Source organism: Clostridium sp. DSM 8431, from assembly GCF_900116755.1.
In the GTDB taxonomy this organism is placed as follows: domain Bacteria; phylum Bacillota; class Clostridia; order Clostridiales; family Clostridiaceae; genus Clostridium.
Genome location: NZ_FPBY01000048.1, coordinates 1 through 21,539 on the forward strand (window position 1 = coordinate 1; position 21,539 = coordinate 21,539).

Consider the following 21,539-nt stretch of genomic DNA (forward strand, 5'->3'; position numbering starts at 1 on the left):
AGGCAAAAAAGCTAAAGTTGCTTTAGTTGCTATAATGCACAAATTAATAAATTATATCTTTGCAGTACTTCGAAACCAAACTCCATTTGAGTTACGAAATCCTAAAATACATAAACAAATGTTTTTAGAAAATACTTCTCAAAATAGTGCCGCTTAATTGATTTACATTTTTTGTAACTATTCGTGTTTTACAAATGGTTTGTTTGCTATACCCTTTTTTAAAAAATATTATTTTTTAAAATTTACTTGACTATTATTAGCTGGTCTTAATTTTGCTTTTAGCCGTGTGAAAAAGTTTCAACAACTTCTTTGTCATATAATAATTTGTGAAGATCTTGTCCTTTGCCAGGAATACCGCAGGCATCTGCACGGCAGTGTTTGCAGTGTCTAAATACATCTAGATACTCACCAGCTTTCACTCTTACCTCTTCAAGAAGTTCACAGCTTGGTGCTTCAAAATGAGCCATTTCATTTTGAGGAATAAGAGGTATTATATTTAAAATAGATGCTCCAAGCTCCTTAGTAACTCTTGCTACTTCTGGAATATGCTCATCATTAACTCCAGGAATTAAAACACTATTTATTTTAACTATTACGCCTAATTCACTTACTCTTTTTATACCTTTAAGCTGAGCTTCTATTAACTTTTCAGCCGCTTCTCTCCCTTCTAGTTTTTTACAATTTTCATCTATAATAAAAGAAATAATATTCTTTTGAATATCTGGATCAATAGCATTAACTGTTACTGTTAAAGTCTTAACTCCAGCCTTTGCAATTCTTTCAGCTTTTTCATAAAGCTTTAAACCATTAGTGCTTAAGCAGAATACAAGCTCTGGGAATTCTTCTTTTAATAATTCAAAAGTTCTTATAGCATAATCTGTTGCTAAAGTATCTCCAGGTCCTGCAATACCTGCAACCTTTATTTCAGGACAAAGTTTAAGTGCCTTTCTAACTGTTTCTACAGTTTCTTCTGGTTTAAGTAAAAGAGAACTTACTCCAGGTCTAATTTCTGATTTATTAAAGCCTCTTTTACAGAATTTGCACTGTATATTACAAGTTGGACTTACAGGAAGGTGAATTCTTCCATATTTAAAGTGAGCTTCCCCTCCAAGGCAAGGATGAACTTTTGATAAATGCTTAAAATTTGTATCTTTATGATGTTTTAAGTTTTTTGGATCTTTAATTAATGTTATTCCTCCCATGACTTATACCCCCTAAAATAATTTAACCTTTGATTTAATAAGTTTTTCTAATATATCTGTAATGAAGTAAGGTGCCTCTATAGGTTCAATATTGTTTTCTTTTAAAGCAATAGAGGCTCCCCTTCCTATTTTTAATGCAAAAACAGCCTTGCAGTCATTTATGTTATTAATAGCAGCCTGCATACTGCCTTCTGAATGTTCAAAATTGTTACATGCAGGTATGTTGTCCCTGCTTTCAATATATTTATAATCACTATCATTAACTTCAACTATATGGAACTTAGTAGCTTTACCAAAGTGAGCATTAACTACCTTTCCATCAGTTGAAACAAAAGCTACTCTGTATGACATAATAAGATCTCTCCTTTTTAAAATGCTGGTATTACAGCTTTTCCGTATTTATCTTTTATAAATTCTTTAACATCTTCAGATTTTAATTCATCAATAAGAATCTTTATATCTTCCCTTTCTTCATCACCACTTCTAACTGCCACAATATTTGCATAAGGTGAATCACTGCTTTCTATAACAATTGCAGAATTAGTATCTATTCCTGCTGAAATAACATAGTTAGTATTGATTACTGCTGTTGTTAAAGAATCAAGACTCCTTGGAAGTACAGCTGCATCAATTTCAATAATTTTTAAATTCTTAGGATTATCTATAATATCACTTGGAGTAGCACTATAATCATCTAATCCACTCTTTAGCTTAATAATTCCATTATCCTCTAAAAGCTTAAGTGCCCTATATTCATTGGATGAATTATTAGGAATACCTATTTTATCTCCATCCTTTAAATCATCTAATGAAGTGATATAATTTGAATATAAACCTATTGGTTCAATGTGAATTTTACCTGCTGATTTAAAATCATAACCTTTTTCTTTTGATACCGATTCTAAATATGGAATATGTTGAAAGTAATTTGCATCTATTTGTTTTTCATCTAAAGCTGGATTCAATTCATCATCACTATCAAAACTAATAATCTCCAAATCAACTCCTTTTTCCTTAAGAGCTGGTTTAATATGTTCAAGAATTTCAGTATGGGGACTAATTGAAGCCCCAATCTTTAAGGTTTTACTTGATGAATTATTGCTTTTAGTGCATGCTGCTAATACTCCTGTGGAAAAAATTAGTACTACAAACAACATAAATATTCTTTTCTTCATTTTAATCCCCGCCTTTACTATTCAAATTTATATCTTTTTTTATTAATGCATCTAGCCATTAGATCACCTAATAGCTGAATTGCCTGTACTATAATTAATAAAACAAAAACTGTTCCAATAAGTACATCTGTCCTAAATCTTTGATAACCATATCTTATTGCAAGGCTGCCGAGGCCCCCAGCACCAATTGCACCAGCCATAGCAGTAAAGCCTACAATTCCAATTACTGATATAGTTATCCCTCTAATAATTGAAGGAAGGGTTTCAGGGATTAAAACCTTTGTTATTATTTCAAAGTTCCCTGCCCCCATAGCTTCAGCTGCCTCTATTTTTCCATCTTCAATTTCCTTTAAACTATTTTCAATAACCCTTGCAATTAAAGGAGCAGAGCCAATTGATATAGAAACAATAGCTGCATTTGCTCCTAAACTGCTGCCAGTTAAAAACTTTGCTAAAGGTAAAAGAACAATTATTAGAATCATTTCAGGCATGGATCTTACAATGTTTATCAAACCTGAAATAAGCTTATTAACTTTAACTAATGGACAAATTCCATTTTTATCTGTTACTACTAGTAAAATTCCTAGTGGAATTCCTATTAATGAAGCAATGATTGATGAAATAATAACCATATATAAAATATAAAGTTTCTAATGATGCATTTAAAAGAAGCCTAAATAATTCATCACTCATATTCCTTCACCACCTATAAACTTTTTATTTCTAGAAAAACTGTCTGAAATGTTTATAAATTTCTTTAAAGTTTCACTTTTAGGATTTAAAAACAAACTTTCTGTACTGCCTTTTTCAACAATTTTTCCATCTTCTAATACTGCCATATTATTTGCAGCATACTTTAACACCTCTAGTTCATGAGTTATTAAAATAATTGTTATATTAAATTTCTTATTAATATCTTTTAGAAGTTCTAATATGGAATATGTAGTTTCAGGATCAAGAGCAGATGTAGCTTCATCACTTAAAAGTACATCTGGTTTTATTGAAAGTGCTCTTGCAATTCCAACTCTCTGTTTTTGACCACCACTTAACTGTAATGGATAAAAATTAGCTTTATCTTTTAAGCCTACAAGATCTAAAATTTCATCTACTCTTATCTTTATTTCTTCCTTGCTGATACCAGAAATTTCTAATGGGAAGGCAATATTTTCATAAACAGTTTTAGAATCAAAAAGATTAAATTGTTGAAAAATCATGCCAATCTTCTTTCTAGCAGTTCTTAGAGAATTTTTATTAAGTTTTGTTATATCTTGATCATTAATTAATATTTTCCCTTCATCAGCCTTTTCAAGAGCATTTAGACATCTTATAAGTGTTGATTTTCCTGCTCCACTGAATCCTACAATTCCAAATAAATCTCCGTCTTGAATTTCCAAATCAATACCTTTTAATACTGTTACTCTTTCATTTTTGCTATTGAAAGATTTTTTTAAGCCTTTAATTTTTATCATAAATATTGCTCCCTAATTTCCTTAAATTGAGTAATTATCTTCTATTTCATCCATTAAACCATACTCAAAAAGTATTTCTTCAAGTCTTTCCTGAGTCATTGGTTTAGGAATAACAAAGTTAGTATTTTCATCAATAGCTTTAGCTAACTGTCTATATTCTTCTGCCTGTGCATTTTCAGGAGCGTAATCTATAACAGTTTTCTTTCTAATTTCTGCTCTTTGAACTACATTATTTCTAGGAACAAAGTATATAAGCTGAGTACCAAGTTCTTTAGCAAAAGCTCTTAAAAGTTCAATTTCTCTATCAACATTTCTTGAATTACAAATGATTCCTCCAAGTCTTACTCCACCTTTTAATGCATATTTTTTAATACCTTTGCAGATATTATTAGCTGCATATAAAGCCATCATTTCCCCTGAAGCTACAATATAAATTTCCTTTGCCTTTCCTTCTCTTATAGGCATTGCAAATCCACCGCAGACAACATCTCCTAAAACATCGTAAAATACATAATCAAGATCATCAGTATAAGCACCTAGATTTTCAAGCATACTTATAGAAGTAATAATTCCACGTCCTGCACATCCAACTCCTGGTTCTGGACCGCCTGATTCAACGCATTTTATTCCATTTAGTCCAGTTTTCATAATAGCATCTAATTCTATGTCTTCTCCTTCTTCTCTTAAAGTATCAAGTACAGTTTTTTGAGCTAACCCATTTAACAATAATCTTGTAGAATCAGCCTTAGGATCACATCCCACTACCATGATTTTTTTACCTAATTCAGAAAGTCCAGCTGTTAAGTTTTGAGTAGTTGTAGATTTTCCAATTCCTCCTTTACCATATATTGCAACTTGTCTTATCTTTTTTTCTGCCATAATTAAAATCCCCTTTTCTATTAAAATTTATCTGTATGTCCCAAGTACTCTGTCATATATATCTTCAATTGCCCTTAGGCCTCCACTATAACCTGCATAACCGCAGTTTAAAATTAACCTATAGGTAACTGGTACACTTATTATTAAAAGATCAGCCTTTATTCTTTCTGCTAAATCTTTATCCCATCCACTTCCTAAAATTAAAGTTCTTTTATCTTTATTTAGATTAAAATCTTTTTCAATTTCAGCTGCATTAAAGCCAGCATCTGGATTAAAAATAACTTCTACATCTCTTTTCTTAAACTCAGAAATATTTTCAAAATTACTTTTAATATTATCTATATATTTTTCAGGTGTGTTATCAACTATAAATTGTTTAGCTGGTATTATTCCTAATTCATTAAGTAGAAATCTACTAAAACCTAATGCATAAGTAGCATCTGCTATACTATAAAATCTTCTTGGTATACCATATCTAAACTCCAGCATAAAATCTGCCGTTTTTTCTATATGAGAATAATATTTAACCTCTTCCTTTTGAATAAAATTCTCCACTTTAGTTTTATCTAACCCTGCCTTTTCAGCAACTTTTCTAAGAAATCTAGAAGTCTCAATTCCTCCAATAGGTAGGTATGGAAAATGAATATATGGAGTTTTATACTTTCTTTCTAAGTGTTTAACAATATCTAAGCCTGCCCAGGTATTTACAAGAATATTAAATTGAGCATTAGGTATTCTCTTCCACTCCTCTACACCTTTTGATTCATTTCCAAAAAGTACATTTACCTTTAAACCTATAGCTTCTAAAAGCTTTTTAAGTTCTTCAAGGTTTCCATTCCAATAAGGATCTTGATAGGGTACTGTAGCAAAGAGATTAACTAATCCTTCTTCTACTTCAGTATTTTCCTTGAACTTATCAACATATTGATCAATGATGGCATTAACTACCTTGCTATGACTTACATAGTTATTACTTTTAAATCCTCCACCTTCAACATAAACTATTGGCACATCATTTTCTTGATATTCTGAAACAACACCACCAACATCATCTCCTACAATAGCTGAAGTACATCCTGTTAAAACCACATATAAATCACCATCAAGAACCTTCAAGGAACCATCAATTACTTCCTTTAGCCTTTTTTCTCCACCAAAAACTACATCTTTTTCTTCTGTATTGCTACAAGGAATACTACTTCCTCCCGCATATCCTTCACCCTGTCCAATTAATTTTGTTATTTTAGTACCACATCCTGGCCCAGAATGTAAAATAGGTACTCCTTTTTTAATTGCCACAACACTCTGCATAGCACCTAAAGCACATGAGAATCTTGGTTGTTCTATGAATTTTGGCATTTTTCATCCCCTCCTAAATAAGCTTCAGGCCCTTGATTTATCCACCACTTTGAGTATGGCATTGAACTATGTTTAGATAAATTAGCTACAAATTCAATACTATCTAGTGTTTCTTCAATTCTTTCTGCATAATTAATAATTCCTTCATAACCAAAACCTAACTGCTCATCTCCTATTAATAGACTTGGTATTCCAAGTTTTGCACCCCATAATGTCATACCATCATGTCTTGCAATCATTATGTCAGGTTTAGTTCTTATCAATGAATTTACAAGTATATAAGCCTGTTTATTACATACAGTATAATTTTTTATATCACCATAATTATCAATATCTTGTTTTAACACATCTAAGCTTTCACACTTATTATCATAGATAGGATCATGGTGAAAAGTTGAGGTACCAGCTATTTCAAATCCTAATTCTCTAAGAAGAGCTATTATAGCTTGTCCATGTGCTGGTCCACTTGTTACATAGGCTCTTTTACCTTTAAACTTTTCTCTATACTTTTTAATAAGAGGTTCAACTTTCTCGTGACCTTCCTTAATTATTTTTTCTACTTCATCCTCTCTATTTAATACTCTTCCAAGTTCTTTAAGCCATATATTAGTTCCCTTTACACCATAAGCTGGAGGTACTTTTATTTCTGGAACTTTAAACTCCTGCTCTAAAGCTGCACCCATATATGTACTTAGTGAAGGACAAATATGAATAGTTGCTGCTGCTTCAGAAATTTTCTCCAAATCTTCAATGGTAGAAAAAGGCATTATATACTGAGCTTCATATCCAAGTCTTTCTAATAATTTTTCAAAAATATGACTTCCCCAGAAGTTAACTATATTAACTTTTTTACTTTTCTTTTTAGGTGGCTTTACAATTTTTCTTAAAACTGAATGATAAGCTGCATCAAATCCTGTTGTCCAAACTTTTGATCTAAAACCTTCACAAGAACAAGATATTACTGGAATACCTAATTCATTGCTTAAACTTTCTGCTACTTGTTCTATATCCTCACCAATAATTCCTGAAGCACAAGATGTAGTTATGAATATGGCTTTTGGTTTCACTCTTTCATATGCTTCTTTAACTGTTGCTTCTAATTTTTTTATAGCTCCAAAAACCGTATCTTTTTCCTCAATACCAGTGCTAAAATATCGACCTATTCTTGGAGGAAGATTTCTTTTTGCTTGTTCAACTCTATAGGTAAAATTAAAACAAAAGAAATCTCCAGCACATCCAATAGGTGCATGATTTACAATAGCTACGTCACTTATCATGGATAATTGACAAAAAGCAAAGGTAGCATTACAAGCCTTACACTGTGAAAAACCTCCTGCACAATCTTTCAGTTTACATGAATGAGATTTCTCAACTAAAGTTGCTGCATTACCTTGAAATCTAGTAATAGAGCCAAGTCTTTTTTCCCTAATAGGAACACTACATTCATTTAAATTTATTTTTCCCATCTACACTTCTCCTTTCTTTTAAAGACAAAAAGGACACACTTCAATTTTTGAAGTATGTCCTCTGGTTTTCCAGTCAGATATAACTTATCCTTATTTAAGTCTTATTTTTTCATTTTTATCTATCTGTATTAAAACATTATCCTGAATCACTAAAGTTACAGTACCATATTTAATATTTGATAGAATATCTTTTAAAATTTCTATGTTGTTACCATTTAATACATCCTTTTTCAACTTTATCCCTCCCTATAGAATAAGCTGTTTTTCATGTCTTATTAATCATATAATATTTGTATGCTTTTTAGTATATACGCCTCTTTTATATTTGTCAACTTCTTTTTTGAAATTTTATAATTTTTTTCCACAAATAATGAAATCTTTACATCTTTAACACTAAAAGTTTACTGAAACCATGATAATTATCCAGAATATTATTGACTTTCAGTTTAGATTATATAGCAAAAAAGCCCACAAAAGCTGAAAAATACAGTTCTTGTGAGCAGGATCTTAAATATCTATTGTTTTTTCCCCTGTTTAATAAGTTGATTTACATATACAGCAGCACCTGTAACTAATATTCCTTGAATAACAGTATTTACTGATAAACCCATCATCCAAATTGAAAAAATAATACCTATAGGTAAAAGTGCAATTGGAATATACTTGTCATTAAACTTTTCAGTTCCCTTTAATATCATCCCTAAAATATATAATACAGGGATAAGTATAATTGCCTGTTCTGTAACATATGATAAAATTTCATCCATTATCAAAGCTCCTAAATATAATTTATATATTATTATACATAAGAGTAGAAGCTTTTATAACTCTTATACTTCTATTTTTACTTTCATTTTCATTAAAAAAAGGTTTATCTCAACAGTAACCTTCTGCTGGTATAAACCAATAAATAACTAATTATTTATTTTTTTTATTATCTTTTTGCTTACACACAAACTTATCTACATAGACTGACACACCTGTAACTAGAATTCCATTTATAACACCTTGGATATCAAAGCTTACAACTAAGACTCCAAGAACTATCCCAAAAGCTAATAGTATAACAGGAATATATTTAATCTTAATAAATCCTGTTTGTTTTATAATAAGTCCTAAGATACAGAGAACTGGAATCAATACAAGTGCATCACTGTTAATATAACTCATAATATTCTCCATATCATCATACCTCCCTTAATATATTTTCCTTTCAAAATATAATATGTAAATTTCAAGAAATATGTAACATATATAAATGTCTTAACAAAAAGTTAATCATGGGAAAAGACCATAGTACTTGGGGGGCACTATGGTCTTTCAGGGGCTTAAATCTTACAAACGTAAGTTTATTAAAACTTTATATTTTTATAAAGTGAAGTAAGCTTATTTTCGTATAAACTAAGAGGAAGGGTTAGAATATTTGAGTTAAAACAAATCTTAGTCTTTTAGGGTTATGTATGTTTCCTCTTAATTTATAAAATAAAAGAGGTCTGAAAGTAAAATAACTAACTTTCAGACCTCTTTGTCTTGCTTATATAATACACCTTTTACATTATTTTGTAAAGCATCTTTTATAAATTTTTATTAAATAAAGATAAAATATCTTTATCTGAGAAGGTATCAAATTTAGTATCAAGCTCTACCCCTTCTCCAACTACTTTTTCAATAAGTTCTTTTTTCTCTTCTTGAAGATCTACTATTCTTTCTTCTATAGTTCCTTCAGAAATCATCTTAATAACTTCAACTACATTCTTTTGACCAATTCTATGAGCTCTATCTGTAGCCTGGTCTTCAACTGCTGGATTCCACCAAGGATCAAAATGTATAACTACATCTGCACTTGTAAGATTTAAACCTGTTCCTCCTGCTTTTAGAGAAATTAAAAATACAGAAGTATTTTCGTCATTATTAAAATCTTCAACAAGCTTTCCACGCAGCTTTGAAGGTGTTTGACCATCTAAATAGCTATAAGTTATGTCATTCATTTTAAATTCCTTAGCTATATTTTTAAGTACTGAAGTAAATTGAGAAAATACTAATATCTTATGTCCTTCTGAAATACTTTGGCTCACTAAATCAAGAAGGGCTTCTATTTTACCACTTCCTCCTGCATAGTTTTCCATAGTTACAGATGGATCAATACATATCTGTCTAAGCTTAGTTATAAAGGCTAAAATCTCTATTTTACTCTTCTTAAATTCATTATCTTGAACCTTCTTTTCTATAAGATCTTTAGCATATTTAGCATAGGTTCCATATACCTCTTTTTGTTCTTCAGTCATTGGAACTATAAGTTTTTTCTCTATTTTATCAGGAAGTTCTAATATAACATCCTTTTTATATCTTCTCATTATAAATGGCTTAATCATTCTTGTTACTTCTTTTATAATAACTTCATCCTCATTAAGTCTTCTATGATATCTTGTAGTAAACTTCTTCTCATCATAAAGATATCCTGGCATTATAAAATCAAAAATAGACCAAAGCTCCATTAAAGAGTTTTCTAAAGGAGTACCGGTTAAGGCAAATTTTCTTGAAGCCTTTATAGCCTTGCACATCTTAGCATTTTGAGAATTAGCATTTTTGATATTTTGAGCTTCATCAATAATGCAGTAATCAAACTCTATATTTTCATAAAGATTCATATCTCTCTTTAATAAATTATAAGTAGTAATAAGTACATCATATTCTTCATAATTATTTATAATATACTCTCTTTCAGTTGGAGTTCCATTTAAAACTGCAGTTTTTACATTAGGTGCAAACTTTAAAAATTCACTTTTCCAGTTATACACTAAGGAAGTTGGAGCAATAATTATAGCCTTTTTACCCTTATTCGATGCTAAAAAAGTAATAGTTTGAAGGGTTTTACCAAGTCCCATTTCATCTCCTAGTATTCCTCCAAAACCAAGAAAGTCTAAGGTCTTAAGCCATACATATCCATCTTTTTGATAGCTTCTAAGCTTTGCATTAATCTCTGGAAGTGGAAAATCTTTATGCTTTAACTTAACTAAGGAATTTTTTAAGGATTTTAATCCTCTTCTTCCCTTAACATACTTAATATCCTCTTCTTCAAGATAATCCTCTAGGTATACCCCCTTAGCCTTATTTATCTCTATAGTATTATTATTAATTTCAGAGCCTTCTTCTAAAGAATCTAAAAGCTTTAAAAACTTTTTAAGCTCTATTTCTTCTAAGTCTAAGAATTCACCATTTTTTAGTCTATAATATTTTCTATTATCCCTAAAAGCAGTTAATATATCATATGTTTCCTCAGGACTTAAATCTGATATCTTAAATTTAAAATCAAAGTAATCATACTTTCCTGCTCTTACCTCACCTTTAAAAGAACTAGAATTTAAGCTCTTTATACCTGTAAAGTTATCAGAGTAAAATACTTCACCTATTTCTTGAAGCTTTAAAACATCACTTTTGAAGAATTCAAATATGTATTCTTCACTTTTAAAAAACATAAAGTTCTTTTTAACAGCTTCAAAGCCAAGGGTTCTTAAAAGCTCTATAACTTCATTTTCCTTTATGGAATCTCTGTAAATTATCTTTTCATTAAAATCATCAAAGTAATTAAATTCATATTTATCATAGCAAACCATAAGCTTTAAATAAATTTCATCATCCTTATCAAAATAAAACTTAAAACTTACTGGGGCAGATACAATTTTGTTACTTATGCTATTAGAAATAATTAAATCATCTGAAACTCTTTGAATTGAAGGTATAAGCTTTCTTAAAACCCTTTCTTCCTCAGCTTTAGTAAAGAAAATACTATTAGAATGATTAAAAGCTTCTATATAAGGTGTAATTTTTTCTACTTGAGATTGTGGTGGTATATAAATTATTGTATCGTATAAAAATACATTATCACATTCTCCTAAAAATTCTGGAATACCATTTGGTGCTTCAAGCTTCATCATTTCTCCTATTTCTTTAAGATTAAAAGGAATAGGGATATTTTTTTCAATTACTTCTGTTTCAATTTGTCTTGAATAAAAACCATCACCTAGGTAAATTCTATGGTTTTTAACTATGTGTAAAAATTCTCTAAGTAAGGCCTTAGGAATAGTAATAGATTTACCTGATACAAGCTTTTGCTCAACTCTCTTAAAAGATGAACCTGACAGGTCAATATCCTTTAATAATTCTATAAACTTAATAAGCTCCTTATCCTCTGAAGACAGCTTTTGTGTTTTTATATCAAAGGTAAACTCCTTTCCGTACTTTACAGGAATCTTATTGTAGTAAGCTACTAAAAAGCTATCGATGTCCTTTAGGGAATATAGCCTATTACTTCTTTTTCCCTTAAGACCAATTTTAAACTCAGCTGATATTTTTCCTGTCCAGGATATTTTATTTAATATTACTTCAAACTTTAACTCATCTTTATAACTTTCTTCAGATGATAATAAGAAATCTAAAATTGACTTTTCTGTAGCCTTTACTAGTTCCTTTTTACCTTCATCTAACTTAAGAGCTTCTTTAAGACCTGGATCTTCTTCTAAGTTTTGAAGAAATTTTAAAAAGGTTGCTGAAATATGTTTGCAAGCATAAGGCTTTTTACTTCTTGCATTATTTTTTTCAAAATCTAAGCAGCTGCAACTTGAATATAATACTTCCTTTAAACTTTTATCAATATCTATTTTACAAGAATATAGATTAAATAAATTTTCTGAAATAACACTACTTAATATTTCAATTTTATCCCCATTTAGAGTTTGCTCTATATCAGAAATTAGCTCATTGTTTAATATTCTTTCGCCTTTTCTTAAATTATTACCTCTTGTGCTTTTATTATAGCCCTCCATCAAGGCATGTTTTATCATAAAATCTTTCACCATCTTTTTTTCGTTAATTTTACTACTCATTATAACATAAAATTATCTTGCGTATATATATTGTTCCTTTGGTGCTTTTATATTTTCAGAACTTTCAACTTCTATATACTTTGAATCAGAAGATGAAGGATCTTCATTTTTCTTAAGGGTACCTGTAACCTTTACCCAGCTATCACTATTATAAACTTTATTACTATTATCTTTACATAAAAATCCTACAATTTGCATATCAGAAGCACAGCAAACCATCAAGTATCTTCCACATACAAACTCCTTATTTTGAAAATCTTCATTTTTATATACAAAACCTTCTAAAGAAATTTTCCTTCCTTCATACTTTTCAAAATTACTGCTTATCTCCTGAAGTATATTAAAATAATTGTCATTATTTAATTCAATTATTCCCTCTTCACATATTTCTACTTTATTTAATATATCTGCCCCCTCCTCTGTAACTATAGGATGACTGTGATTATGCTCATGATTATGTTCATGCTCTGAGCCTTCAAAGTCTCCTCCTATATTTGCAATAAGGATAATAAGTAAGGGAATAATGAATATTCTATAGCTTTTATAATTAATAGGTCTTCTATCTGTTTTTCCCATAGTAAAAAAATATACTATACATGTAATAATCATTAATACTATGCTAAATTTAATAGGCAGAAGAAGTCTTGGATGTATGAAGTGTAAAATCTCCTTAGACTTAATTAAACTTACAAAGAAGAAAGTAAATCCTGATAGTATAATAATTTTAATTAAATTTTCTTTATTAATATTCATGAATCCACCTCCTATTTATACTGGAATAAGCAAAAGTATAATTAAGGATACTATAAATACAGAGGCTACATATTTAACAATGAAATTCTTCTTAAAATATCCTGTAAGCATAATAACATTTTTCATATCTATCATAGGCCCAAATACAAGAAATCCAAGTACTGAGCTATAAGGTACTATATTCATAAAACCCTTTGCAACAAAGGCATCTGAAGTTGAACAAAGGGAAAGTAAAAAAGCTAAGGCCATCATAAATAAAATGTAAGTTATCTTTCCTTCTTTTAAGGATTCAGCTAAAGTGCTAGCATCTATAAGCTGAAAAATACTTCCTAAAATTGCTGCTATAATCATATACTTTGAAACCCTTATAAACTCATCTCCAGTTCCTATAAATACACCTTTTAATTTTTCTCTAAACTCTAAGTTTTTAAATTCTTCACTACAAAGACTACAGTCACACACAGCAGAATAATTATTAAGTACTATGTCCTCTCTTTTATAACTAGATAATATTAAGGAAACTACTATAGCTACAAATACTCCAATTCCAACCCTATAAAACATCATACTCTTATTATCGGAAAAGGCATACATGGTGGATATTATGGATATTGGATTGACTATAGGTGAAGCAAGCATAAAGGCAACAACAGCATTTAAGGGAACCTGCTTATTTAAAAGACCAAAGGCCAAAGGAATAGTTCCACAATCACATATAGGAAAAACTACACCTAAAAGTGCTCCACTTATAGAAGATACAAGCTTATTTCTTCTAAGAATTTTATATATCCATGTATCAGGTATAAAAATCTGTATTATAGCTGCAATAAAGGAACCTATTAATATAAAAGGAAAGGATTCTAAAGTAATAGCAATGAAGCTTGTCTTAAATTTATTAAATAGAGAGATATAATTATTTGTTTTTCCAGTAAAGTTTAGAAAAACACAAAAACACAATATTCCTAGTAAAAAACATACAGTAAGTAAAGTGCTAATAATCTCCTTAAAGCTAACCCTTTCATTAATGCTATTTAAACATAGCTTCCTTTTAAGCACTGCCTTTTCAGCATCTTTTCTTTCCTTAAACTTAAATTCTTTAATATTATAATTATTATGTTTTACAAAGGCCTCAATTTCCTTTACTTCTGACTCTTTATGAGAAGCACAATTATTAATAATCACTACATTGCTATTTATAATATGTGACAAAAATCTATCTCGCATATTCATTATATAAAGATTAAACTTATTAGCATCTATAACATCTATTACTCTTCTTAAGATAAAAAGCTTATTAAAATATTTGCTTTCTGTAAATTTCAAAAACTCATCTGTATCTCCCATACCGTTATATTCAATTATTATTCTATCTGGCATGTAGTCTTTATAAATACTTTTTAGGCAGAGATCATCTATCCCCTCCTTTATATTTCTTTTTACAATAGATACATTACTATTTATAGAAACTTTTGAATTTCCATTTTCAAATTGAACAATAACAATATTTTCTTCTTTAATTTCCCCACTATTTAAAAAGTCATTTAATAAACTTGTTTTTCCTGAGCCTAAAAACCCTAAAATTACATCAACCTTAATCCTCATACTTATCAATTCCTAACTAAAAAGTGATTTGATTTCTTCTTTATCTATAACATCTCCAATAAAAACAACAATTCCTTTTTTCTGTGGTTCTGCCTTGTAGATATTAAACATGCCAGGAGTATAGTGAAATTCTATCCACTTTTTACTTTCAAGCTCAACCATACCCTTTGCTCTTAGAACATTTCCAAAACCACCTGACTGCACCTTTGTAATAAATATTTTTTTAAGATTGTCTTCAGTAAAAATTTTATTAGTTTCAATAGATATATTTGAAAATTCTGAGCTATGATGGTGTTCATGTTTAACTTCTTCTTTATGTATTTTTCCTGTTTTAAATGAAGGACGAGTAAATCTTTGCTTTTCTTCTTTAGGCTTTAAAATTTCTCTTATATCAATATTATCTATAGGAAGAGTTACTACTTCACATCTCTTATTTAATTCCTTAACCTTTAATTCAGTACTATTTAAAAGACTTTTATCATTTCTTCCTCTATCATTAATAAATACTAATCTGGCACTTTTGATTTGGTTTACGTAAAATTCATCAAAGTTTTCTAAATAATTTTCAAAATTCAAAGCATCTATTACAGTAATAATATTGTTTATTTTAACTTCTCTAACTTCACTTATACTCTTTATAACATCAGAAAGCTTAGCCACCCCTGAAGGTTCTATAATAATTCTATCTGGATTAAAAAGCTTTTTAATATCCTTTAAGCTTTCTTTAAAATCCTTAGTAAGACTGCAACAAATACATCCAGAATTTATTTCTTTAATATTAATGCCATACCTTTCTAATATTCTTCCATCAATAGAAACTTCACCAAATTCATTTTCAATAACAACTATTTTTTCTTCTTTTAAATTGCTATCTAAAATCTTTTTAATAAGTGTAGTTTTACCTGCTCCTAAAAAACCTGATACTATATCAACTTGCATAAAATCCCTCCCTAAAAGTAACAATATTTAAAATATATTCAAATGTTCTTTGTTTCATCACTTAAAAACTTTAACTTTTGTAAATAATAAATATGTAATTAAAGAATTTACTGAATGTAGAGGAATACGCAAAAATTAAGAGCACCTAAATACATAGATGCTCTTAAGTATACTGTAATTATTGAGTAATTGTATAATATAAAGTTTCTCTTTGTGTATTTCCTGAAGTATCTTTGGCAATTACATTTACTGAATAAATTCCTGCTTCAGTAGGAGTCCAAGTATATGAACCAACTGAACTTTCTGCAGAATTAATTTCAGGTCTTGGTGATCTACATGTAATATTATATTGATATTTTAATGCACTATTTCCACCAGAAGCTGTAGCATTAAATCTAAGAGCTTGTCCTACTTTTCCTACACCTTTAACAGTGTTATTTGGAGCTGCATTTGAATTTGTTCCTGTATATGAATTAATTATTATTGGTGAATTAATTAATTCTATAGTACTTTTATCTATACCAGAAGGATATGCTGCATTAGAATATGTTCTATTATTTACTTCATCAACTATTTGATATAATACTACTTTTGTTGGATTGCCATCGGCCTTATTATCTGTGACTTTTAATGTCCAGTTATAATCTTTAATTTCTGAAGGTGTTATTCCATATTTAACCTTATCAAGGTCAACTACAAAATATCCATAACATTCTCCGCTCTCTCCATTAAAGTTAAACTCCCCACCATTGTTATTTAATAAAGCTGAATAATAACTATAAGAACTTCCTGTTGTTTTATTAGTAGCTGTTATTACTACTTTTACTTGATTTCTATAGGCTCCTCTTAATGTGAATTTAGCATAAGTTTTTACACTGTCTTTAATTTCAGGCTCTATCCATATATAACTACCTCCATCAGAGAATTGTCTGTGTTTTGAACATTCTGCTGGTAAGTTTTGAACCTGTGAAACTCCGTTTAATGCATCATATGCAATCCAGAAGAAACCATCATTCTTATAATCAGTTCCCCATGAGTTAGCAATTTTTAAAGCTCCTTTTTCTGCAGCTTGAACAACTCCATCTCCATTAATATCAGTCCATAGATTATCATTATATCCAACTACAGTTAAAGCATGATTACTACCTTGTGTTCCATTTCTCCATTCACATATTTGTTGTCCTACATATGCATTATCTACTGATGTACTTGTATCATTCTTTACAGTAGTAAATTTAAGTTCATCCATACGTGTATCAAAGTTTAAAAGGTATCCATTACTTAATGCAGTCTTAATTGCAGTTAAATCACTGTCTTTATTATTTGTTATATAAGCACCTGTACCTCCAACAGTAATTCCATGCATTACGCCTGTACTATATCTTTGTGCTTTTAAAGCAGAAGTAAAGGAATTTTCCCACTCTCTATAATTACTTGGGTTAGTAGTATCACTACTATATGGAAAATCACTCCAAGATAATGCTCCAACTGAACTTATAATGGCAAAATTGGAACCTATTGAGCTACCCTTTGTGTAATCTCCATTATTTACTGCATTATAAGTCCATTTAGGAGAAAAGACATTATTAAGATCTTTTCCGCTTCTTCCAGTAATTAAATTTACTACATGAGTCATATTATAATAAGTTGATGCAAAGGATGTACATGAACCAAAAGTACCTTGATCACCTATACCTGGAAAAGCTGATAAAGTTGAATTATCTACTGCACTTGGTAGAGTAGTACTTTGAGCTGCTGTAGTAGAAGCTATTGAATTTGTAGATACCTTAGCTTTAGATAATCTTTTTATAGAACCTTCATTTGAAATACTATCTTCAAGAACTCTTTCTTTACCTAGCTCATTTAATTCTAGATCCTCATCAAATATAATATTTTCTCTTTCCCATTCTAAATCCTCCTCTGTTTTTACAATGTCTGTTAAGACATGCCCTTCTTCATCTACAGTAGTTTCTGCTTTCACTTCAAAAGGTATTCCAAAAGGAACTGCCATAGAAAGAACTAGAATAAATGTTATAAATTTTCTCTTCATTGTATGTATCCCCCCATTTAATACTAATAAATAAAAAAATAATATAAACCATGGCAAAATATTTCTTTTTCTTATATAAGATAGCATATTTGTAAAACTTTATCAATATTTTCTTGTGTTTTTATGGTAAAGCTTTTCAAGAATGAGAAACGCAAGTTTTATCCCTATCTATTTAAATTTTCCTTAATGGTCTAGTTGAATTTTGTAGATTATTCTTATAGTTTGTTACAACTGTCAAATATTGTTTTACGATTTTTCTAATATTAATGTAGTAAAAATTAAGGCTGTATTTTGAAATAAATCTTTTTAAATTACTACGAAGGCTATTTACTTTTTGAATATTATAATTCTTAAAACCATGTTTTTCACTTAGAATTGCAACATGGTTCAACTTACAATAAGATGATAAAATTTTATAACTAAAAAGACTATCAGTTATAAGCAAACTTTTTGGCTTTAATATTTTTCCTAAACTTCTAATCAGATCACTTGAAGATGGCTTACCCATGGTTATTAGTGCAATATAAAGATTTTTAGATTCATCAAGGGCAGGTACTTTTCCTTTGAAATATCTCTAAGTTTAGCTTCTCCACCTCTTTTATGAGTTTTTCTTGGCATAACAAATCCATCTTTTGAATGATTTCCTTTAAAAGATTCTTGAAAGAAAGTTTCATCACATTCTATTTTTGAAGATAAACTGCTGCATTTGTAGTGTTCTCTAATAGCGTCTAAAATCTTATGACGCCAGATAAAAGCAGTACTTACTGAGATATTTAATTCTTTTGCTGTTCTCAAGGTTGAATATTTATAAGAATTTATATTAATTAGTAAACTTATATCTATAATTAATTTTCTTTTTGCTGCATTACTTAATAATTTGATTTTTTCTAAAATTTCACTGTAATTATCCGAACATAAAATTACCACCCCAAAACAATTATTTGGTTAAATAATTACCTATCTTTATCACTTTTATTCATAATACAGCCAAAATTAAAGAGCTACATCTAAATTTTTAAAATTTAAATGTAGCTCTAAATGCTTAAGTATATTAACCTCTTTTTAATTCCTCTTTATGAGCAAGTCTTTTAATATTTTCTTTATGTCTATAAATCATCAAAATACTAGCAAAAGTACTTGTAATTATAACAGACATAGGTCTATGGAATATAGAACAAGTTACAGGAATAGTAACTCCTAAAGCTAAAGATCTTATAGACACTATATCAGTAGCTTTCTTTAAACCAAAATAAACTATAACCCCTAAAGCTATTGAAAATGGTGATAATAGAAAGAATGCTCCTAAAGTTGTATTAACTCCTTTTCCTCCATTAAAACCTAAAAAAGGTGTATAGTCATGTCCAAGTACTGCTGCTATTGCTACCAAACATAAATAAACATCTGTAGATACAGGAAGACTAACTTTATAAGAAAGTATATATGCTATTGTAACTGGTACAAGCCCCTTAATAACATCTCCTGCTTGAGTACCAATAGATGCCTTTACTCCAGCAATTCTTTTAACATTTGTTGAACCAATATTTCCACTACCTTTTGTTCTAATATCAATTCCATAAAACTTTTTCATTATTATATATCCAGTTGGGATTGACCCACATAAGAAAGATATAATAATACTTAAAATTAAAATTGTCATTATTTCCACCTTTAATTAATAATTTTTTCACTCCAATACTATTCATTATACAAAAAAATTATCCAAAGTACAATTAAATTTTCAAGTTCTTACCAAAGTACCTCCTTAAAGCTTTCTATTTTGCTTAAAGGACAATTTGAAATCTTGCTTATAGTATCATTATCAAGGTTATTTTCTATTGCATTTTGGATTACATATAATACCCCTTCTTCAAAGCCTGCTTTAAAATCTTCACAGTATTTTTCATTAGTATCTCCTTCAATATTAAGCATTAATTCTGTAGCTACTTTATCTCTTTTTTCGTCTAATCTTTTATCTTCATCAGTGCTGCTTACAGATGATAAAATATTTCTTGCTTTTACTATATCTTCATACATCATATTTTTTCCCTTCATTAGTTAATAATATATATTATTATTTCTCTAATTTCACTTATATATTCAAAGCAAAATGATTTTCTATCTACTTGCATGTGCCTTTAAGGCTTTTCCTATAAACACTGAAGCACCTTTTCCATAGTCTCTATCAAATTTGCTATTATTAGTCTCCCCTGACTTAATATAAATATCACCAATATTTGAAAGCATTACTTTATAATTAACTTCTACTTTACCCTTCATAAATTCATTATTTTCTTTAGTAACTTTTTCAATTTCTTTTACTATACTTTGAACTTCCTTAGAATAAGGGTCTTCCCCTAAATGAGAAGCTAAAGCTTCATAGAGAATATCAAGCTTTGGCTTTTTTTCTTTTAAATAGATACTAAATACTTCATATATAAAATTTGCTACACCTTTCCATAAAGTTTATCTATATTTTTAATAATTTTTACATCACTTTTAAAACTATTAATAGTATGATACCAATAATCCTGTCCCTTTTTATCTGCAAAAATCTCATAATCTTTTTTCACCTTTTCAGTTAAATTTTTCGCTATTTCCTGAAGTTCTAAACTATGAGCTTTTTTAATGCATATGAATGTATAAAATTTTTTTGATGTTAAACACTGATTTTGACTGGCTTTCTCCTATGGAAGTTGTGAGATGCATTAAAAAATAATTGTAGGCCACAAAAGAACCTAAAAGCAAAATAATTAAATTGTATTTTGGTATGAAATTATTTTACTTTTAGAACCTTTTGCATGGCAAAACAAAGCTGCTTCCTGCACTGAAAAGCGTGGCGTCAGCCACTTTGTTCTTTTTATTTTTAGATAACTCTCTAAAATATAAATCAAGACTTTCATTTTTTCTGCTAAAACAATCATCCCAAAACTTTTTAAAGCCGTTACTCATATTGTTAAATTTTTTATTGTTTAAAACTTTCCTCACTTCTTTTGCATATTTTTCAGTACTTCCATAAGCTTTTACTGTGTTTAGGGCTATCTTTTCCTCATTATTTTTTATATATTCAATAAAATCATCAAACTTTTCAATGCTTCCAAAGGTTTTAATAATATTTTCTTTGTTAGAATCTCTATACTCTTCTAAAACCTTATAATATTCTGTCATATCAAATTCTTTAAAACTCATATTATTTTCACCTCTTATTGTCTTATCTAAAGATTCAATAATTCCATTTAATCTGTCTCGTTTTAGGCTTAATAATTTCTTTTGCTCCTTCAAAGTCTTTATCTTATCAAAATATGGACTATCCATTATTCTTTTGATTTCTTTTAGTGGCACTTCAAGTTCTTTAAAGAAAAGTATTTCCTTTAACTCTTTTAAATCATTATCATCATATAATCTATAACCTGCTTCACTCTTACTAGATGACTTAAAAAGTCCTATTTCATCATAATAATGAAGCATTCTAACACTTACCGTTGCCAAAACCTTATAAAACTTTATAAAGCTTGTTTGATTCCTTATTCAACCTGTCTGATTTTGTAATGAATAAATTCATATACTACTTTCATTTGATATGACAGTCCAAAGGCGTAAATTCGGGTACAACGCACCCTACATATTAACAATATCTTGATAGTGATTAAATTGCTAATTCGTATCTACTAAGATTAATACTTGCATTGTAATCTCTATTTATACTTAGACCACATGAGCATTTATATGTTCTATCTTTAAGTTTTAAATCTCTTTTAATAGATC

General features: G+C 29.1%; 22 protein-coding genes and 2 pseudogenes. 1 reads left to right on the forward strand and 23 read right to left on the reverse strand.

The annotated features are described in order from the left end of the window. Positions 1 to 157, forward strand: a pseudogene (locus BM384_RS17290) (IS110 family transposase); the annotation flags it as partial. Positions 158 to 278: 121 nt separating this feature from the next. Here the strand turns inward: BM384_RS17290 and BM384_RS06685 are convergent. The 23 genes and pseudogenes from BM384_RS06685 to BM384_RS06790 form a co-directional block, all read right to left on the reverse strand. Next, complete coding sequence (locus tag BM384_RS06685) at positions 279 to 1,202, reverse strand: radical SAM protein (protein WP_090012321.1); 924 nt, start codon at positions 1,200 to 1,202, stop codon at positions 279 to 281. A 12-nt stretch (positions 1,203 to 1,214) separates the two neighbouring features. Continuing rightward, the gene (locus BM384_RS06690) at positions 1,215 to 1,553 is read right to left on the reverse strand and encodes a NifB/NifX family molybdenum-iron cluster-binding protein (protein WP_090012323.1); all 339 of its coding nucleotides are present in this window, start codon (positions 1,551 to 1,553) and stop codon (positions 1,215 to 1,217) included. 17 nt (positions 1,554 to 1,570) lie between these two features. Beyond that, positions 1,571 to 2,377 carry a MetQ/NlpA family ABC transporter substrate-binding protein gene (locus BM384_RS06695; RefSeq protein WP_090012324.1) on the reverse strand — a complete coding sequence of 269 codons (807 nt, stop codon included), beginning with the start codon at positions 2,375 to 2,377 and terminating at the stop codon, positions 1,571 to 1,573. Positions 2,378 to 2,394: 17 nt separating this feature from the next. Continuing rightward, positions 2,395 to 3,070: pseudogene (locus BM384_RS06700) on the reverse strand (methionine ABC transporter permease). Then, positions 3,067 to 3,846, reverse strand: a complete 780-nt coding sequence (locus BM384_RS06705) for a methionine ABC transporter ATP-binding protein (protein ID WP_090012326.1) — start codon at positions 3,844 to 3,846, stop codon at positions 3,067 to 3,069. The pseudogene BM384_RS06700 and the gene BM384_RS06705 overlap by 4 nt, the downstream one beginning before the upstream one ends. Positions 3,847 to 3,867: 21 nt before the next feature. Continuing rightward, positions 3,868 to 4,725, reverse strand: a complete 858-nt coding sequence (nifH, locus tag BM384_RS06710; RefSeq protein ID WP_090012327.1) for a nitrogenase iron protein — start codon at positions 4,723 to 4,725, stop codon at positions 3,868 to 3,870. A 27-nt stretch (positions 4,726 to 4,752) separates the two neighbouring features. Continuing rightward, positions 4,753 to 6,084 carry a nitrogenase component 1 gene (locus BM384_RS06715; RefSeq protein WP_090012330.1) on the reverse strand — a complete coding sequence of 444 codons (1,332 nt, stop codon included), beginning with the start codon at positions 6,082 to 6,084 and terminating at the stop codon, positions 4,753 to 4,755. Then, positions 6,069 to 7,550, reverse strand: coding sequence for a nitrogenase component 1 (locus BM384_RS06720; RefSeq protein ID WP_090012332.1), 1,482 nt, complete (start codon positions 7,548 to 7,550; stop codon positions 6,069 to 6,071). The genes BM384_RS06715 and BM384_RS06720 overlap by 16 nt, the downstream gene beginning before the upstream one ends. A 90-nt stretch (positions 7,551 to 7,640) precedes the next feature. Beyond that, complete coding sequence (locus tag BM384_RS06725; protein ID WP_090012333.1) at positions 7,641 to 7,784, reverse strand: YezD family protein; 144 nt, start codon at positions 7,782 to 7,784, stop codon at positions 7,641 to 7,643. A 281-nt stretch (positions 7,785 to 8,065) separates the two neighbouring features. Beyond that, positions 8,066 to 8,317 carry a phage holin family protein gene (locus BM384_RS06730; protein ID WP_090012335.1) on the reverse strand — a complete coding sequence of 84 codons (252 nt, stop codon included), beginning with the start codon at positions 8,315 to 8,317 and terminating at the stop codon, positions 8,066 to 8,068. 151 nt (positions 8,318 to 8,468) lie between these two features. Then, positions 8,469 to 8,732, reverse strand: coding sequence for a phage holin family protein (locus tag BM384_RS06735; protein ID WP_090012336.1), 264 nt, complete (start codon positions 8,730 to 8,732; stop codon positions 8,469 to 8,471). Positions 8,733 to 9,124: 392 nt separating this feature from the next. Next, on the reverse strand, positions 9,125 to 12,391 hold the full coding sequence (locus tag BM384_RS06740) for a DEAD/DEAH box helicase (RefSeq protein WP_090012337.1): 3,267 nt from the start codon (positions 12,389 to 12,391) through the stop codon (positions 9,125 to 9,127). Between the two features lie 54 nt (positions 12,392 to 12,445). Next, positions 12,446 to 13,186 carry a TIGR03943 family putative permease subunit gene (locus BM384_RS06745; RefSeq protein WP_090012339.1) on the reverse strand — a complete coding sequence of 247 codons (741 nt, stop codon included), beginning with the start codon at positions 13,184 to 13,186 and terminating at the stop codon, positions 12,446 to 12,448. Between the two features lie 15 nt (positions 13,187 to 13,201). Next, positions 13,202 to 14,788 carry a permease gene (locus tag BM384_RS06750; RefSeq protein WP_090012340.1) on the reverse strand — a complete coding sequence of 529 codons (1,587 nt, stop codon included), beginning with the start codon at positions 14,786 to 14,788 and terminating at the stop codon, positions 13,202 to 13,204. Between the two features lie 12 nt (positions 14,789 to 14,800). Continuing rightward, positions 14,801 to 15,727, reverse strand: a complete 927-nt coding sequence (locus BM384_RS06755) for a CobW family GTP-binding protein (RefSeq protein ID WP_090012342.1) — start codon at positions 15,725 to 15,727, stop codon at positions 14,801 to 14,803. 178 nt (positions 15,728 to 15,905) lie between these two features. Next, positions 15,906 to 17,777 (reverse strand): C1 family peptidase, encoded by a 1,872-nt coding sequence (locus BM384_RS06760; protein ID WP_090012344.1) that lies wholly within the window; start codon positions 17,775 to 17,777, stop codon positions 15,906 to 15,908. A 513-nt stretch (positions 17,778 to 18,290) separates the two neighbouring features. Further along, complete coding sequence (locus BM384_RS06765; RefSeq protein ID WP_090012346.1) at positions 18,291 to 18,704, reverse strand: hypothetical protein; 414 nt, start codon at positions 18,702 to 18,704, stop codon at positions 18,291 to 18,293. Positions 18,705 to 18,828: 124 nt separating this feature from the next. Then, complete coding sequence (plsY, locus tag BM384_RS06770) at positions 18,829 to 19,434, reverse strand: glycerol-3-phosphate 1-O-acyltransferase PlsY (RefSeq protein ID WP_090012348.1); 606 nt, start codon at positions 19,432 to 19,434, stop codon at positions 18,829 to 18,831. 89 nt (positions 19,435 to 19,523) lie between these two features. Next, complete coding sequence (locus BM384_RS06775) at positions 19,524 to 19,814, reverse strand: hypothetical protein (RefSeq protein ID WP_090012349.1); 291 nt, start codon at positions 19,812 to 19,814, stop codon at positions 19,524 to 19,526. A gap of 78 nt (positions 19,815 to 19,892) precedes the next feature. Then, positions 19,893 to 20,213 (reverse strand): TipAS antibiotic-recognition domain-containing protein, encoded by a 321-nt coding sequence (locus BM384_RS06780; protein ID WP_090012351.1) that lies wholly within the window; start codon positions 20,211 to 20,213, stop codon positions 19,893 to 19,895. Positions 20,214 to 20,221: 8 nt separating this feature from the next. Then, positions 20,222 to 20,347 carry a hypothetical protein gene (locus tag BM384_RS18480; RefSeq protein WP_278280895.1) on the reverse strand — a complete coding sequence of 42 codons (126 nt, stop codon included), beginning with the start codon at positions 20,345 to 20,347 and terminating at the stop codon, positions 20,222 to 20,224. Positions 20,348 to 20,561: 214 nt separating this feature from the next. After that, the gene (locus tag BM384_RS06785; protein WP_242945962.1) at positions 20,562 to 21,263 is read right to left on the reverse strand and encodes a MerR family transcriptional regulator; all 702 of its coding nucleotides are present in this window, start codon (positions 21,261 to 21,263) and stop codon (positions 20,562 to 20,564) included. A 157-nt stretch (positions 21,264 to 21,420) separates the two neighbouring features. Further along, positions 21,421 to 21,539 (reverse strand): zinc ribbon domain-containing protein (locus BM384_RS06790; RefSeq protein ID WP_139232024.1); only part of this gene is annotated, 119 nt, incomplete at its 5' end.